Genomic DNA, 14,958 nt, shown 5'->3' with positions numbered 1-14,958 from the left:
CCCACATCTGGAAATCATTCTTCAGTGCCTATCGTATGAAACGATTTGGTGGAGATAAGCGGGATCGAACCGCTGACCTCTTGCATGCCATGCAAGCGCTCTCCCAGCTGAGCTATACCCCCAGCACCGAAAAACTGCCGAGTGAACTCGACGGACGGGATGATATGAAACCGCTTCCTGAGTGTCAACGTCAAATTCTTGTTCTGTGTGCGATCGCTGAAAAAGGCGGCAACGGCACACCATAATGGCTTTTTTTTCAACGCAATTGCGCATTTCGTTAACTCAATTTCGCATTTAATGCCCTACAACCAAGGTTAAATCACGGTTAAAGATGTTAGGAATAATCTTGTGTTCGTTACGGGTAAGTGTAAAACTTAGCGCGCTAATTAACCGGTCAACCTTCCAGGGTATATCACTCTTTGATCGGCCAGCATTTTCCCCTTGTCCAATAAAAGAAAAGTGAATTATGTCGCTGCATACACCGAAAGAAATCGCACAACTGGCGATTCAATCAGGCGTGGCTAAAAGCCGTTTGCCCGTCTCCACCCTTTTAATTCTTGGCTTTATGGCCGGTGCGTTTATCGCGACCGGTTTCCTGCTTGACCTGCATGTCATCAACCAACTGCCTGCTGAATGGGGCTCCTTTGGCGGCTTCCTCGGCGCTGCGGTGTTCCCGGTAGGTCTGATCCTGACCGTCTTAGCCGGTGGCGAGTTACTGACAGGTAATATGATGACGTTGCCAATTGCATGGTTCGCGCGCCGCATTAGTGGTTTCAGCGTCTTGCGCAACTGGTTTTGGGTCACGATTGCCAACTTCATTGGTAGCGTTGCCGTCGCCTGGTTCTTTGGTCATATGCTCGGGATGACTGAAGGTGATTATCTGAAGAAAACCGTGGCCATCGCTCATGCCAAAGTGAATGCTGATTTCCTGCATGCCTTTATCTCAGGTATTGGCTGCAACTGGTTGGTTTGCCTGGCAGTATGGTTAGCCTTTGCCAGCAAAGATATGGTTGGCAAAATTTTTGGCATGTGGTTCCCGGTAATGGCTTTCGTCGCCATTGGTTTCCAGCACGTTATCGCCAATATGTTCATTGTGCCTGCTGCCATTTTTGCTGGCCAAATGAGCTGGGCGGAATTTGTACCAAACGTGATTGCCGTGTTCCTTGGTAACGGTGTCGGTGGTGCAATTTTTGTTGGCCTCACCTATTTCCTCGCTTTCCGACCTGAACAGCCTTCCGTCAGCGAAGCACAGTAATCGAATTATGCCTTTTGTCATCTGACAGAAGGCATTTTCCTGCCTGGTGACTTCTCCCCGTTACGTTTTGTTGTAATATGTACAGCTAATGTATTTAACAGGGAAAGCATCGTGAAAAAGGAATGGCTCACTCCCGAGGAGCTCGCGCTGGAAACGGGCTACAGTCGGCAAACGGTGAATAAGTGGATCAAGCGCGAAAACTGGACAACCACGCCCAAGCCGGGTGTACAGGGTGGTAAAGCGCGGTTAATTCATATTGATGAGCGTGTAAAGAGCTTTGTTCAGTCAACCCGCCACGCGACCGAACCGGTGGCCAATTACGGTGCTCAACAAAATACGTTGCCTGCGTTATTAATAAATTCTGTCCAGCAAATGACAACAGCCGAACAAGATCAATTGGCTGCCTTATTGCTGCGAGAAGGGATCAGTGGCGTACTGGAACGGTTAGGGATTAAAGAAGATTAAAAAAAGCCGGGTGCAGATTGCCCCCGGCTTTTTTAATGCCCGTGATAATTGTAGCGGCAACCCTATGAGCTGCCGCGGGTTCAATTATGCCTGGGCTTCACGCTCAGCAATGAATGCCAGCGCTTTTTCAATACGTGCAACGCTACGGCTGCGACCAATCGCTTCTACGGTCACATCTAGCGCGGGAGACTGACCTGCACCGGTCACCGCCACACGCAGCGGCATACCGACTTTCCCCATACCCAGCTCAAGTGCGTCCGCTGCGCCCTGAATCGAGTTGTGGACATTTTCCGCATTCCACTCGCTGTCGCTCAGCGCAGCCAATTTGTCACGCACCACTTCCAGTGGCTGACGCGCAACTGGACGTAAGTGTTTCTTCGCGGCATCGGCATCAAAGGCGTCAAATTCTTCATAGAAGTAACGGCAAGATGCCGCGATCTCTACCAGCGTTTTGCAACGTTCGCCTAGCAGCGTGACCAGTTTGGCCAGTTCTGGCCCGGTACGCGTATCAATGTTTTGCTGCTCAATGTGCCACTGCAGCTGCGTTGCCACGTATTCTGGCGGCAGCGTGTTGATATAGTGATGATTCAGCCACTGCAGTTTTTCAGTGTTAAAAGCACTGGCAGATTTGCTTACCGCATCCAGGGTAAACAGTTCAGCCATCTCTGGCACGCTGAAGATTTCCTGATCGCCATGTGACCAGCCCAAACGAACCAAATAATTGAGCAGCGCTTCCGGCAAATAGCCGTCATCACGATACTGCATCACACCCACGGCACCATGACGCTTCGACAGTTTCTTGCTGTCATCGCCAAGGATCATCGAGACGTGCGCATAGGTTGGCACTTCTGCGCCGATCGCTTTCAGGATGTTGATCTGGCGCGGCGTGTTGTTGATATGGTCTTCACCACGGATCACGTGCGTAATCCCCATATCCCAATCGTCAACCACGACGCAGAAGTTGTAAGTTGGCGAACCATCGGTGCGGCGGATGATCAGGTCATCCAGCTCTTGGTTACTGAACTCAATCGGGCCACGGATCTGATCATCAAAGATCACCGAACCCTCTTGCGGGTTACGGAAACGTACCACACAAGGTTCGTCCGCCGCATGATGCTCGTGGCTGTCACGGCAGCGACCGTCATAACGTGGCTTCTCGCCTTTCGCCATCTGATCTTCACGCAACGCTTCTAAACGTTCTTTAGAGCAGTAACATTTATAAGCAGAGCCTGCTTCAACCATTTCATCAATCACCGCGTTGTAGCGATCAAAGCGCTTGGTCTGATAGTAAGGACCTTCATCCCACTGCAGGTTCAGCCAGTTCATCCCATCCATGATGGCTTCAATGGCTTCCGGCGTAGAGCGTTCCAAATCGGTATCTTCGATACGCAGAACGAATTCGCCCTTGTTATGGCGAGCATAAAGCCAGGAATAAAGAGCAGTACGGGCACCGCCCACATGCAGATAGCCCGTTGGGCTGGGTGCGAAGCGAGTTTTGATTTTCATTCAGCATTGCCTTAGATGCGCAGGTTTCTCTGTCTGGATGACAAAAAAACGGGTTAACGCGAAAAAACAGTGCGCATATTCTAGCAGGTGAGACGCTTTCCTCAATGACTGTCGCGGTGGCATCACGTAATGAAGTGCGTTTTTCTGCTAATAAAACCAGCACATTGGCTAAAAGCGCGACATGATGCCTAAATTTAAAGCGAACGCACATTTATGTTTTAAAAAGCGTTGACTCACTTCGAAGGATCCCTATAATGCGACTCCACACAGCGGGGGTGATTAGCTCAGTTGGTAGAGCATCTCCTTTACACGGAGGGGGTCGGCGGTTCGAGCCCGTCATCGCCCACCACTTCGGGTCGTTAGCTCAGTTGGTAGAGCAGTTGACTTTTAATCAATTGGTCGCAGGTTCGAATCCTGCACGACCCACCAATCAGAGAAAAGCGCCTTTAGGCGCTTTTTTCGTTTCTGCGCGCTGATGCTTAACGTGCAGGATGAGAACCTGCCGCAGGTTCGACTGAATCGTCAGGAACGATTCAGGCTGATGCGACAGCATCACCCGCAGGGCGAGGCCCCGGATGGGCCGAGGCATATCCTGCACGACCCACCAATTCAGAGAAAAGCGCCTTTAGACGATTTTTTCGTTTCTGCACCAATCCCCATCCTGACAAAACCTTTTCAATCACTTAACGATTTGTGTGCTCAAGCCGTTTGATTCCCTTGCCGATAACGATAATGGTCTATTGCAAGGAGAAAACCATGTCTACTATCTCAAGTGTTAGCAGTATCAGTACGGCGAGCAGCGGTGGCGGTTCAACGTCACAAATTGCCAGCCTGAATAAACAGATTCAAAGCCTGACCCAGCAAGTCAAAGATCTTTCCAACGACGATACCCTGACAGATGAGCAAAAATCTGAACAGGAGCAGATGTTGGAGTCACAAATTCAGATGGTTGAAGCTCAGATTGCACAAATTGAGCAGCAGGCCGCTGAAAAGGCACAGCAGCAGCAGGAAGCTCAGCAACCGACTACTGCAAGCGCTACCACCGCCACCAAAGCCGATGGTATCAACCGCCCTACTGATACCAATCAAATCAACGTTTATGTTTAAAACGCGGGTTTAAGTGCGCGTTGTTGCGTCAGCAGGGCTGCCTGCTGACGCACCTCTTGCCAGATCGCTTCGGCAGCCGGAGTTAGTGAGCGATTTTTTCGTTTAATCAGCATCAAGTTGCGATTGATCTCCGGGTAGAGTCGACGCACCCGCAGTTTGCGTCCAGATGGCAGTGGTAACGCCAGTGCTGGCAGAATACTAATGCCGATTCCTGCTTCGACCATTGGAAACAGCGTGGCTGGATGACCAATTTCCTGCACTACCTGCACTTTAATGGCCAGCTGCTGCAATGCCGCATCAACCAGCAAACGGCTACCTGATGCATAATCCTGCAGCACCAGATTTCGTCCTGCCAACATCGTCCACTCTGCCTGCTCAACCAGCGCCAATTCATCATTCTCATGGCACAACAGCAAAAACGGTTCCTGCAAAATAGCTTCGTAATCAAAATCAGCATCCGCTAGCGGTCCAATGACAATACCAAAATCAACCTCGGCATTGCGTACACTCTGCAACACTGACTGTTGTGCGCGGTCTTGCAGAATCACGCGGATATCGGGATAACGCTGTTGGCTGCTTGCAAGGCATTGCGGCATCAGATTAGCAGAAGGCGTCTGGCTGGCGGCAACCCGCACTGTTCCGCTGCGCTGTTCGCCGTAGCTGCGCACGTCCATAATCGTGGTGTTCAACTCTTCCAGTAGGCGCTCCAGCCGCGTGGCCAACTGGTGTCCCGCTTCGGTCAGCATCACTTCTCGCGTAGTGCGGTCAAGTAATCGCACGCCCATTTCAGCCTCAAGTTCTTTAATGCTGTGGCTCACCGCTGACTGACTAAGACCGATTGCCTGCCCCGCCTGGCTGAAACTGCCCTGCTGCGCCACGGCCACAAAGGTACGTAACTGACGTAAGCTGTAATTCATCGATATTACTCATAGATTGATGCAATAAATCAATTTTATTTCTAAACCCCATTAGCGCACAATCAGCACCATCAATTTTTTAATTTAACCGGATTGTAACAATGGGCTTTTTACGACTCGACCCAATGATGGTGAAACTCATCATTACCGTGCTGCTGGCCAGCTTTATCCCGGCCAAAGGCGGGTTTGTCGATTTCTTTGAATACCTGACGACGGCGGCTATCGCCCTGCTGTTCTTTATGCACGGTGCCAAGCTGTCACGTGAGAAGATTATTGCGGGCAGCAGCCACTGGCGCTTACATCTGTGGATTATGTGCAGCACCTTCGTGGTGTTCCCGATCCTCGGTCTGCTGCTGGTTTGGTGGCACCCGGTCAATGTCGGCACAGAGATTTACACCGGCTTTATCTATCTGTGTATTCTGCCCGCGACCGTGCAGTCCGCTATCGCCTTTACCTCTATGGCTGGAGGTAACGTAGCAGCCGCTGTGTGCGCAGCTTCCGCTTCTAGCCTGCTGGGTGTGTTTGTTTCACCTCTGCTGGTGAACCTGGTGATGAACGTACACAGCGATGCGCCCAGTAATGGTCTGGAGCAGATTGGTAAAATCATGCTGCAACTGCTGGTGCCGTTCGTCATTGGACACCTGTCACGCCGTTGGATCGGCGGCTGGATTGAGAAGCACCGCAGTTTGATTGGTAAAACTGACCAGACTTCAATTCTGTTAGTGGTTTATTCAGCCTTCAGTGAAGCGGTTGTGAATGGAATCTGGCATCGCGTAGGGGTCGATACGCTGCTGTGGATTCTGGTAGGCAGCATCGCGATCCTGTTTATTGCCTTGGCCATTAACCTTGGAGCTTCACGTCTGTTTGGTTTCAGTCGTGCCGATGAAATCGTGGTGCTGTTTTGCGGTTCCAAGAAGAGTCTGGCGAATGGGGTCCCCATGGCGAACATTCTGTTCCCCGCCGCTTCCGTCGGCATTATCGTGTTGCCGTTAATGATTTTCCATCAGGTACAGCTAATGGTGTGTTCTTTCATTGCCCAGCGCTATAAAGCGGGTAATGAGAAGCGGCTGGCGCAACAGCAAGTGGAAGCACAGAAATCCTAAGTAAATGGCCCGCAGATGCGGGCCATTTGTTATTTACTTTGCTTAAGAGGGATGACTAAACCCTGTAAGCCTTCAATTTTAATCGTTAGCGTCAGCTGCATCAGATCCCCTAACCTGCCTGCGGGGAACTCGTTTTTACGCGCAAACCATAGCAGGTACTCTTCCGGCACATCAATCAGCATCCGGCCTTTATATTTCCCAAACGGCATCGCAGTATTGGCGATATCAACCAGCTGAAACTTATCCATGTCAGGCTCCGAGCAGGCGAATCATTTCCGCTTCATCGATCACCGGAATACCGAGTTCTTGTGCTTTCGCCAGTTTGGAGCCGGCCGCTTCACCGGCAATCAGCAAGTCCGTCTTTTTCGACACGCTGCCACTGACTTTCGCGCCCAGCGCAGCTAAACGCTCTTTGGCATCGTCACGGTTCATCTGCGAGAGCGAACCGGTCAGCACGACGGTTTTACCGGCAAACGGACTGTCGATCTCTTCAACATTCACCACTTCCAACTGTGGCCAGTGCACGCCCACTTCTTGTGTGAGTTCGCGGATCACTTCGCGATTGCTCTCTTCTTCCATAAAATTACGCACGTGCGCCGCCACCACTTTGCCGACATCCTGCACCGCAATCAACGCATCGAGATCGGCGTTCATCACCTTCTCCAACTCGCCGAAATGATTGGCCAGATTGGCTGCGGTGGCTTCACCGACTTCACGAATACCCAGTGCATACAGGAAACGAGGCAGCGTGGTGAGCTTGGCTTTTTCCAGGGCATCCACCACATTTTGCGCCGATTTCGGCCCCATGCGGTCCAGTCCGGTTAGCTTGCCAGCCGTAAGACGGAATAGATCGGCAGGCGTGTGCACATACTCTTTTTCAACCAGCTGATCGATGATTTTGTCGCCCATGCCGTCAACGTCCATTGCACGACGGGAAACAAAATGTTTAAGCGCCTCTTTGCGCTGTGCTCCACAAATCAGCCCGCCGGTGCAACGGGTGACCGCTTCGCCTTCAACACGCTCAACATCAGAACCACATACTGGACAATGGCTGGGGAAGACGATTTCACGCGAATCCTCCGGACGCTCGGATTCCACCACATTAACCACCTGCGGAATCACATCACCCGCGCGGCGAATCACCACTTTGTCGCCAATGCGCAGGCCAAGGCGCGCAATTTCATCGGCATTGTGCAGCGTGGCGTTACTCACCACCACACCAGCGACCTGTACAGGCTCAAGACGCGCGACAGGGGTAATGGCGCCAGTACGTCCTACCTGAAACTCAACATCACGCACGAAGGTCATCTGCTCCTGCGCCGGGAATTTGAATGCCACTGCCCAGCGCGGGGCGCGGGCGACAAAGCCCAACTGCTCTTGCAGCGCTTGCGAATCGACCTTAATCACCACACCATCAATATCGAATCCGAGTGACGGACGGTCCTGCTCGACCTGGCGATAAAACTCCAGCACCTCTTCTGCCGTATGCGCCAGGCGAATACGATCGCTTACAGGTAAACCCCAGGCTTTAAATTGCTGCAGGCGCTGCCAGTGGCTGGCAGGCATTTCTCCGCCCTCCAGCAGGCCGAAGCCGTAACAGAAGAAGGTCAGTGAACGTTTGGCAGTGATGCGCGGATCGAGTTGGCGCAGCGATCCCGCTGCGGCGTTGCGCGGGTTGGCGAACACCTTCGCACCGGTTCGACGCGCATCCTCATTGAGCTTCTCAAAGCCTGCTTCCGTCATAAACACTTCACCACGCACTTCTACCCGCGCCGGGATGTTGTCACCGTGCAAACGCAGTGGAATCGCGTGGATGGTACGAACATTCGCAGTGATGTTTTCACCGGTGGTGCCATCGCCGCGTGTCGCCGCGCGCACCAGCAAACCGTCCTCGTACAACAGGCTCACTGCTAAGCCATCCAGCTTGAGTTCACAGCAGTAAGTGAGGTCATCGCTACTTTTCAGGCGATCCTGCACGCGCTTATTGAAGGCAAGGAAACCGGCTTCATCGAAGGTATTATCCAATGACAGCATCGGCACTTCATGGCGGACTTGTTCAAAAGCGGCAAGCGGCGCGGCGCCCACGCGCTGGGTCGGCGAATCAGACGTGATGAGATCGGGATGCGCCGTTTCCAGTTCACGCAGTTGCACCATTAACCGGTCATATTCTGCATCCGGAATCTCCGGCGCATCCATAACGTGATACAGGTATTCGTGGTGGCGTAATGAGGTGCGCAGCGCAGTGATCTGCTCCTGAACCGATTTCATAGTCTTTTATCCGATAAAAAACCCCCGACATGCGGGGGTTTAGTTAATATTCATCACGTTAAGAGGCTGTCAGCCAATAACTTCGCGAATGCGCGCTTTGTAAGTTTCCAGCTTCTGTGGCGTCATCATACGACGCTCATCATCCAGCACTACCCCGCCAACATCATCCGCAATACGCTGCGCAGATTGCAGCATCAGCTTGAAGTTTTGGTTCGCATCACCGTAGGAAGGCACCATCATAAAGATGGAAATGCCCGGCGTGCTAAAATCGCCCATGGTGTCTGGGTTGAATGAACCCGGCTTCACCATATTCGCCAGACTAAACAGCACAGGACCACTACCCGCTGGACTCAGATGGCGATGGAAAATATTCATTTCACCGAACTGGAAGCCCGCCTGCAGGATACCTTGCAAAAGTGCTTCACCGTTCAACTCGCCCCCGGCATGTGCAGCAACGTGCAGCACCAAAACCGCTTCATTTTTACGTTGAGTAGATGCAGGTTGTTTCGCCACTTCTTCATGGGCAACCGATGCTTCTTCTTCATATTCAGGCTCTTCTGCTGCCTGGAATGCAGGTTCAGGCTGAGTCGCAGACAGTGGCTCATTATCCAGCAAAGGATCGGCCTGAACCGGTTGAGGTTGTGGCTGAGGTTTAGGCTGTGGCGCTGGCTTAGCGACAGGCGGTTGCGGCGCAGGCTGTCGCACCTCTGGCTCATCATCCAGCAGCGGATCACCCATCAATGGCGCATCATGGCGCGAGAAGGGTTGACGCGCAGGCTCAGGCGCACGTGGCGCGCTGGCAGGCTTAACCACAGGGGCGTCGAATTCTGGCTCATCATGAGCGTCACGTTGGCGGCTCACACGCACTTCGCCAACGCCATCATCTTCGTCGCTCAGCAGATCTTCATCGGCTTCTTCGCGCTGTTTCAGACGTTTGTGAGGGCGATCGCGAAACACAGAAGACCGCTCTTTACGGCTGGTCCACAGTCCGTGAAGCAGCAGCGCTATTATGGCGATCGCGCCAACAACGATTAATATCAGACGCAAATCCTGCATCATTGTATTCTCTGTTGTTCCAATACCTTGCCACCACGGCAAACTTTATCCTCTAACTGTATTTGCCCAGCTACACAAGTGCAAGTCTGTGCAGTATTTTCTGACAAATAAGATAGGTGTCCCACGCTTTTTTGCTGTTTTTTCGCGCAAAGTACGCCTGCCGCCGACAAAAAGCCAGGTTATGATGCGTACGCGACAACCCTAAGGAGAACGGCTCGTTATGCCTGCTGAGAATTCGGCCCCAACATTGAGTGGTATTCATTACTTTGCCGAAGGCTGGAGACTGGTGCGTCTGCCCGGTATTCGCCGCTACGTTATTGTTCCGCTGCTGGTCAACATCCTGTTATTGGGCGGGGCGTTTATCTGGCTTTTCAAACGCCTTGGTCAATGGATCCCTGACCTCATGTCGCACATACCTGACTGGCTTCAATGGTTGAGCTATCTGCTATGGCCGCTTTCGGTGATATCAATCGTGCTGGTGTTTAGTTATTTCTTCTCCACCGTGGCTAACTGGATCGCTGCGCCTTTCTGCGGCTTGCTGGCGGAGCAGCTGGAAGGCAGGCTCACCGGAAAACCCCTACCCGATAGCGGCTGGGTGGCGATGTTCAAAGATATTCCGCGCATCATGAAGCGTGAATTACAGAAGCTCGGCTACTATTTACCCCGCGCGCTAGGTTTGCTGGTGCTCTATTTTATCCCTGGATTTGGACAAACCGTGGCGCCGGTATTATGGTTCCTGTTCAGTGCCTGGATGCTGTCGATTCAGTATTGCGACTATCCGTTTGATAACCACAAAGTGAGCTTTCACCAGATGCGCAATGCGCTTCGCCAGCACAAAACGGCCAATATGCAGTTTGGTGCCATGGTGAGCCTCTTTACCATGATTCCGATTCTGAATCTCGCCATCATGCCGGTGGCCGTTTGCGGGGCAACCGCGATGTGGGTTGATCGTTACCGTCTGCAGCACGCGCGTCACTAATAATGCTTCAAAATGCCTTATGCATTTTTGCGTAAGGCTTATGGTTGTGGGCTATATAGATATACGATTTCTTTCCTTCCGCGGGCGAGAAGAACAGGTATGCTCTGAGGGTTCCCAATATTTCATACAGTTAAGGACGAGCTATGAGTAAGATCTATGAAGACAACTCTCTGACAATTGGTCATACGCCGCTGGTTCGTCTGAACCGCATCGGTAATGGACGCATCCTGGTGAAGGTCGAATCGCGTAACCCGAGCTTCAGCGTCAAATGCCGTATCGGTGCCAACATGATTTGGGACGCGGAAAAACGCGGCATTCTTAAACCGGGTGTTGAACTGGTTGAACCAACCAGCGGTAACACCGGTATCGCGCTGGCCTATGTGGCAGCAGCGCGTGGCTACAAGCTGACGCTGACCATGCCAGAAACCATGTCCGTTGAACGTCGTAAGCTGCTTAAAGCGCTAGGTGCCAACTTGGTGCTGACTGAAGGCCCTAAAGGCATGAAAGGTGCCATCGCCAAAGCTGAAGAAATTGTTGCCAGCGACCCTGATAAATTCGTGCTTCTGCAGCAGTTCAGCAACCCCGCTAACCCGGAAATCCACGAAAAAACCACCGGTCCAGAAATCTGGGAAGATACCGATGGTGAAGTGGATGTGTTCATCGCGGGTGTGGGCACCGGTGGTACATTGACTGGCGTTAGCCGTTACATCAAGAACACCAAGGGTAAGAAAGAGTTGATTACGGTGGCGGTGGAGCCAACCGATTCTCCTGTTATTGCCCAAGCGCTGGCAGGTGAAGAAATCAAGCCGGGCCCGCACAAAATTCAGGGTATTGGTGCTGGCTTCATTCCGGGTAACCTCGATTTGAAGTTGGTTGACCTCGTGGTAGCCATCACTAACGAAGACGCCATCAGCACTGCGCGCCAATTGATGGAAGAAGAAGGCATCCTGGCCGGTATCTCATCCGGTGCCGCCGTTGCCGCTGCATTGAAATTGCAGGAAGACGAAGCCTTCGCGAACAAGAACATCGTCGTCATTCTGCCCTCTTCGGGAGAGCGTTATCTCAGCACCGCGTTGTTTGCCGATCTGTTCACCGAAAAAGAGCTGCAACAGTAAGCGTCAAACTCTTAAAACGATGAAAAAAGCACCCGAATGGGTGCTTTTTTGTGGCGTAGATCTCACTTTTAGCACCAGGCAGATTGATTTCAATGACGCGGCTCTGGTATTTAAGCTCACAATTATTTCGGTGCTTGAAATTAATCAGCCTTTGAAGTGGATCAAGGTGAATTGATTTACTGATTTGGCGAAACGGCGATTCGCGGCATACTTAGCAGGGTGACGAATTCGCGCAGTTTTTGATCTGCCACCGAAAGAAGCACATTTTTAAGCGCATTTTTTTGGTCAGCTTAATGCCATACCCGCGCACCTTCATAGGCTAAAGTGTCGGCTCCAGGCTAGACTTTAGATCCATAACACCAAACCTGATAAAGTTGGGGAAATAGAATGTTCCAGCAAGAAGTTACCATTACCGCACCTAACGGCCTTCATACCCGTCCTGCAGCTCAGTTTGTTAAAGAAGCTAAGGCTTTCCAGTCAGAAATCACTGTGACCTCCAATGGCAAATCTGCCAGCGCGAAAAGCCTGTTCAAACTGCAGACTCTGGGTCTGACTCAGGGTACGGTTGTTACGCTGTCTGCTGAAGGTGAAGATGAGCAGCAAGCGGTTGAGCACCTGGTGAAACTGATGGCTGAGCTGGAGTAATTCCGCTCAGGCAAGCAATTAAACCGACTCCTTTGCCCCATTGAGTGCAAATATCTTGATCGCGGACAACCTGTCCGCGTTCTTGCTTCCTTAGAGTACTGTTCCGCGACAGTGGCAACGCATTGGGTCAATGAGCCATCGTGATTAAAAGGTAGGGTTATGATTTCAGGCATTTTAGCATCACCAGGTTTCGCTTTCGGCAAAGCACTTCTGCTGAAGGAAGATGAGATCGTCATCAGCCGTAAAAAAATTACCGACGATCAGGTTGAACAAGAAGTTCAGCGCTTCCTTGATGGACGTGGCAAAGCAGCCATTCAGCTTGAAGCTATCCGTGTCAAAGCCGGTGAAACCCTCGGTGAAGAGAAAGCGGCGATCTTTGAAGGTCACATCATGCTGCTCGAAGACGAAGAGCTTGAGCAAGAAATCATTGACCTGATTAAGAAGGATCACGCAACGGCTGACGCTGCGGCGTACTCTGTCATTGATGGCCAGGCCAAGGCGTTGGAAGAACTCGACGACGAATACCTGAAAGAGCGTGCGGCTGACGTACGTGACATCGGTAAGCGTCTGCTGCAAAACATCCTCGGTCTGCATATTGTCGACTTGGGTGCTATCGCAGAAGAATCAATTCTGGTGGCGAAAGACTTAACGCCGTCAGAAACCGCACAGCTGAACCTGAAGAAGGTGCTGGGCTTTATCACCGATATCGGTGGCCGTACTTCACATACGTCCATCATGGCGCGTTCCCTGGAAATCCCTGCCATTGTGGGTACCGGCAACGTGACCACCACCGTTAAAAACGGTGATTACCTGATCATTGATGGCGTAAACAACAAGATTTATGTCAATCCTACCGATGAGGTTCTGGAAGAGCTGAAAGCCATCCAGACGCAATACCTGTCCGAAAAACATGAACTGGCGAAACTAAAAGATCTGCCTGCTATCACGCTGGACGGTCATCAGGTTGAAGTGTGCGCCAACATCGGTACCGTGCGTGATGTCGCCGGTGCAGAGCGCAACGGTGCTGAAGGTGTCGGCCTGTATCGTACCGAGTTCCTGTTCATGGACCGCGACTCGCTGCCAACCGAAGAAGAGCAATTCCAGGCCTATAAAGCCGTCGCGGAAGCGATGGGTTCTCAGGCCGTTATCGTGCGTACCATGGACATCGGCGGCGACAAAGACCTGCCGTACATGAACCTGCCGAAAGAGGACAACCCGTTCCTTGGCTGGCGTGCGATTCGTATCGCCATGGACCGCAAAGAGATTCTGCATGCTCAGTTGCGCGCTATCTTGCGAGCTTCTTCCTTCGGCAAACTGCGCATCATGTTCCCGATGATCATTTCTGTGGAAGAAGTGCGTGCGCTGAAAGCCGAGCTGGAGCTGTTGAAAACCCAGCTGCGCGAAGAGGGTAAAGCCTTTGATGAAACTATTGAAGTGGGCATTATGGTGGAAACACCCGCTTCAGCGGTGATTGCGCGCCATCTGGCGAAAGAAGTCGACTTCTTTAGTATTGGGACAAATGACCTGACGCAGTATACTCTGGCGGTCGATCGTGGTAATGATTTGATTTCACACCTCTATAACCCTATGACGCCATCTGTTTTGGGCCTCATCAAGCAAGTGATCGACGCATCACATGCCGAAGGGAAATGGACCGGCATGTGTGGTGAGCTGGCGGGTGATGAACGTGCTACACTACTGTTACTGGGAATGGGGCTGGACGAATTCAGCATGAGTGCCATTTCAATCCCGAGCATCAAGAAGATTATTCGTAATACTAATTTCGAAGATGCGAAGGCATTGGCGGAGCAAGCTCTGGCTCAACCCACAGCGGAAGATTTGATGAATCTGGTCAACAAGTTCATCAAAGAAAAAACGCTCTGCTGATCCACGAGATGCTGGCCCCAAATTACTGCTTAGGAGAAGATCATGGGTTTGTTTTCTAAACTTTTTGGCGAAAAATCAGAGAGCGCGTCAGGGACTATTGATATCGTTGCGCCTCTGTCAGGCGAAATCGTAAATATCGAAGACGTACCTGATGTGGTTTTTGCTGAGAAAATCGTGGGTGACGGTATCGCTATCAAACCGACTGGCAACAAAATGGTTGCACCGGTTGACGGTACTATCGGTAAGATTTTCGAAACCAACCACGCTTTTTCCATCGAGTCTGACAATGGCATTGAGCTGTTTGTCCACTTCGGTATTGATACGGTTGAACTGAAAGGTGAAGGCTTCAAACGTATTGCTGAAGAAGGCCAGAAAGTGAAAAAAGGCGATGTGGTGATCGAGTTTGATCTGCCACTGCTGGAAGAGAAAGCAAAATCCACGCTGACGCCGGTCGTGATTTCGAACATGGACGAAATCAAGGACCTGATCAAACTCTCCGGTCAGGTGACTGTGGGTGAAACCCCGGTTATCCGCATTAAGAAGTAAGCAGCGCTTGCATCATAAAAAACGGCACCCACTGGGTGCCGTTTTTGTTTGCGATGTCGTTTAGCCACAGGCACTATCTCAAACAGGGCATGACCACTGGGCCTCGGCC

The 14,958-nt window shown here is 51.6% G+C and carries 14 protein-coding genes, 3 tRNA genes and 1 other RNA gene; 12 read left to right on the top strand and 6 right to left on the bottom strand.

Annotated features, from left to right (window positions below; genetic code table 11):
• Nucleotides 1-46: 46 nt before the first annotated feature.
• Nucleotides 47-122, bottom strand: a tRNA-Ala gene (locus HA51_RS26520).
• A 344-nt stretch (nucleotides 123-466) separates the two neighbouring features.
• Between HA51_RS26520 and HA51_RS26515 the strand changes: the two genes are divergently transcribed.
• Complete coding sequence (locus HA51_RS26515) at nucleotides 467-1,255, top strand: formate/nitrite transporter family protein (RefSeq protein ID WP_084938404.1); 789 nt, start codon at nucleotides 467-469, stop codon at nucleotides 1,253-1,255.
• 111 nt (nucleotides 1,256-1,366) lie between these two features.
• Entirely contained in the window at nucleotides 1,367-1,720 is a 354-nt protein-coding gene (locus HA51_RS26510; protein ID WP_084938403.1) for a YfeC-like transcriptional regulator, read from the top strand.
• 84 nt (nucleotides 1,721-1,804) lie between these two features.
• On the opposite strand, the gene gltX is transcribed toward HA51_RS26510, so the two are convergent.
• Entirely contained in the window at nucleotides 1,805-3,226 is a 1,422-nt protein-coding gene (gene gltX, locus HA51_RS26505; protein ID WP_084938402.1) for a glutamate--tRNA ligase, read from the bottom strand.
• A 273-nt stretch (nucleotides 3,227-3,499) separates the two neighbouring features.
• On the opposite strand from gltX, the gene HA51_RS26500 reads away from it, so the two are divergent.
• From HA51_RS26500 to HA51_RS26485, 4 genes are all read left to right on the top strand, one after another.
• Nucleotides 3,500-3,575, top strand: a tRNA-Val gene (locus HA51_RS26500).
• A gap of 4 nt (nucleotides 3,576-3,579) precedes the next feature.
• Nucleotides 3,580-3,655 (top strand) — tRNA-Lys (locus HA51_RS26495).
• Nucleotides 3,656-3,696: 41 nt separating this feature from the next.
• Nucleotides 3,697-3,833, top strand: a non-coding RNA gene (locus HA51_RS26490) — RtT sRNA.
• 149 nt (nucleotides 3,834-3,982) lie between these two features.
• Entirely contained in the window at nucleotides 3,983-4,333 is a 351-nt protein-coding gene (locus HA51_RS26485; protein WP_084938401.1) for a FlxA-like family protein, read from the top strand.
• On the opposite strand, the gene HA51_RS26480 is transcribed toward HA51_RS26485, so the two are convergent.
• Nucleotides 4,330-5,250: a LysR family transcriptional regulator gene (locus HA51_RS26480; protein WP_084938400.1), complete on the bottom strand. Its 921-nt coding sequence runs from the start codon at nucleotides 5,248-5,250 to the stop codon at nucleotides 4,330-4,332. The two genes, HA51_RS26485 and HA51_RS26480, sit on opposite strands and share 4 nt — an antisense overlap.
• Before the next feature lie 101 nt (nucleotides 5,251-5,351).
• Here HA51_RS26480 and HA51_RS26475 point away from each other — a divergent pair, with 101 nt between their 5' ends.
• Nucleotides 5,352-6,353: a bile acid:sodium symporter family protein gene (locus tag HA51_RS26475; protein WP_084938399.1), complete on the top strand. Its 1,002-nt coding sequence runs from the start codon at nucleotides 5,352-5,354 to the stop codon at nucleotides 6,351-6,353.
• Between the two features lie 29 nt (nucleotides 6,354-6,382).
• Here HA51_RS26475 and HA51_RS26470 read toward each other — a convergent pair whose 3' ends face one another.
• From HA51_RS26470 to zipA, 3 genes are all read right to left on the bottom strand, one after another.
• Nucleotides 6,383-6,601 (bottom strand): DUF3820 family protein, encoded by a 219-nt coding sequence (locus tag HA51_RS26470; protein ID WP_084938398.1) that lies wholly within the window; start codon nucleotides 6,599-6,601, stop codon nucleotides 6,383-6,385.
• A 1-nt stretch (nucleotide 6,602) separates the two neighbouring features.
• A complete protein-coding gene (gene ligA, locus HA51_RS26465; protein WP_084938397.1) occupies nucleotides 6,603-8,621 on the bottom strand; it encodes an NAD-dependent DNA ligase LigA in 2,019 nt (672 codons plus the stop codon).
• A 69-nt stretch (nucleotides 8,622-8,690) separates the two neighbouring features.
• Nucleotides 8,691-9,680, bottom strand: a complete 990-nt coding sequence (gene zipA, locus HA51_RS26460) for a cell division protein ZipA (protein ID WP_084938396.1) — start codon at nucleotides 9,678-9,680, stop codon at nucleotides 8,691-8,693.
• Nucleotides 9,681-9,897: 217 nt separating this feature from the next.
• Here zipA and cysZ point away from each other — a divergent pair, with 217 nt between their 5' ends.
• The 5 genes from cysZ (at nucleotide 9,898) to crr (ending at nucleotide 14,849) form a co-directional block, all read left to right on the top strand.
• Nucleotides 9,898-10,656 carry a sulfate transporter CysZ gene (gene cysZ, locus HA51_RS26455; RefSeq protein WP_084938395.1) on the top strand — a complete coding sequence of 253 codons (759 nt, stop codon included), beginning with the start codon at nucleotides 9,898-9,900 and terminating at the stop codon, nucleotides 10,654-10,656.
• Nucleotides 10,657-10,799: 143 nt separating this feature from the next.
• On the top strand, nucleotides 10,800-11,771 hold the full coding sequence (cysK, locus tag HA51_RS26450) for a cysteine synthase A (RefSeq protein ID WP_084938394.1): 972 nt from the start codon (nucleotides 10,800-10,802) through the stop codon (nucleotides 11,769-11,771).
• Nucleotides 11,772-12,158: 387 nt separating this feature from the next.
• Nucleotides 12,159-12,416 carry a phosphocarrier protein Hpr gene (gene ptsH, locus HA51_RS26445; protein WP_007889063.1) on the top strand — a complete coding sequence of 86 codons (258 nt, stop codon included), beginning with the start codon at nucleotides 12,159-12,161 and terminating at the stop codon, nucleotides 12,414-12,416.
• A gap of 159 nt (nucleotides 12,417-12,575) precedes the next feature.
• Entirely contained in the window at nucleotides 12,576-14,303 is a 1,728-nt protein-coding gene (gene ptsI, locus HA51_RS26440; protein WP_084938393.1) for a phosphoenolpyruvate-protein phosphotransferase PtsI, read from the top strand.
• Nucleotides 14,304-14,345: 42 nt separating this feature from the next.
• Nucleotides 14,346-14,849, top strand: a complete 504-nt coding sequence (gene crr, locus HA51_RS26435) for a PTS glucose transporter subunit IIA (protein WP_034825872.1) — start codon at nucleotides 14,346-14,348, stop codon at nucleotides 14,847-14,849.
• The last annotated feature ends 109 nt before the right edge of the window (nucleotides 14,850-14,958 follow it).

Source organism: Pantoea rwandensis, from assembly GCF_002095475.1.
Taxonomy (GTDB): domain Bacteria; phylum Pseudomonadota; class Gammaproteobacteria; order Enterobacterales; family Enterobacteriaceae; genus Pantoea; species Pantoea rwandensis.
The sequence above is the reverse complement of the archived record's forward strand: the minus strand, read 5'-3'. Positions and strand labels throughout refer to the sequence as shown.

Excerpts from the sequence above, each read along its gene's own strand:
- HA51_RS26515 (WP_084938404.1), top strand. The coding sequence starts at position 467 with ATGTCGCTGCATACACCGAAAGAAATCGCACAACTGGCGATTCAATCA.
- gltX (WP_084938402.1), bottom strand. The coding sequence starts at position 3,226 with ATGAAAATCAAAACTCGCTTCGCACCCAGCCCAACGGGCTATCTGCAT.
- HA51_RS26485 (WP_084938401.1), top strand. The coding sequence starts at position 3,983 with ATGTCTACTATCTCAAGTGTTAGCAGTATCAGTACGGCGAGCAGCGGT.
- HA51_RS26480 (WP_084938400.1), bottom strand. The coding sequence starts at position 5,250 with ATGAATTACAGCTTACGTCAGTTACGTACCTTTGTGGCCGTGGCGCAG.
- HA51_RS26475 (WP_084938399.1), top strand. The coding sequence starts at position 5,352 with ATGGGCTTTTTACGACTCGACCCAATGATGGTGAAACTCATCATTACC.
- HA51_RS26470 (WP_084938398.1), bottom strand. The coding sequence starts at position 6,601 with ATGGATAAGTTTCAGCTGGTTGATATCGCCAATACTGCGATGCCGTTT.
- ligA (WP_084938397.1), bottom strand. The coding sequence starts at position 8,621 with ATGAAATCGGTTCAGGAGCAGATCACTGCGCTGCGCACCTCATTACGC.
- zipA (WP_084938396.1), bottom strand. The coding sequence starts at position 9,680 with ATGATGCAGGATTTGCGTCTGATATTAATCGTTGTTGGCGCGATCGCC.
- cysZ (WP_084938395.1), top strand. The coding sequence starts at position 9,898 with ATGCCTGCTGAGAATTCGGCCCCAACATTGAGTGGTATTCATTACTTT.
- cysK (WP_084938394.1), top strand. The coding sequence starts at position 10,800 with ATGAGTAAGATCTATGAAGACAACTCTCTGACAATTGGTCATACGCCG.
- ptsH (WP_007889063.1), top strand. The coding sequence starts at position 12,159 with ATGTTCCAGCAAGAAGTTACCATTACCGCACCTAACGGCCTTCATACC.
- ptsI (WP_084938393.1), top strand. The coding sequence starts at position 12,576 with ATGATTTCAGGCATTTTAGCATCACCAGGTTTCGCTTTCGGCAAAGCA.
- crr (WP_034825872.1), top strand. The coding sequence starts at position 14,346 with ATGGGTTTGTTTTCTAAACTTTTTGGCGAAAAATCAGAGAGCGCGTCA.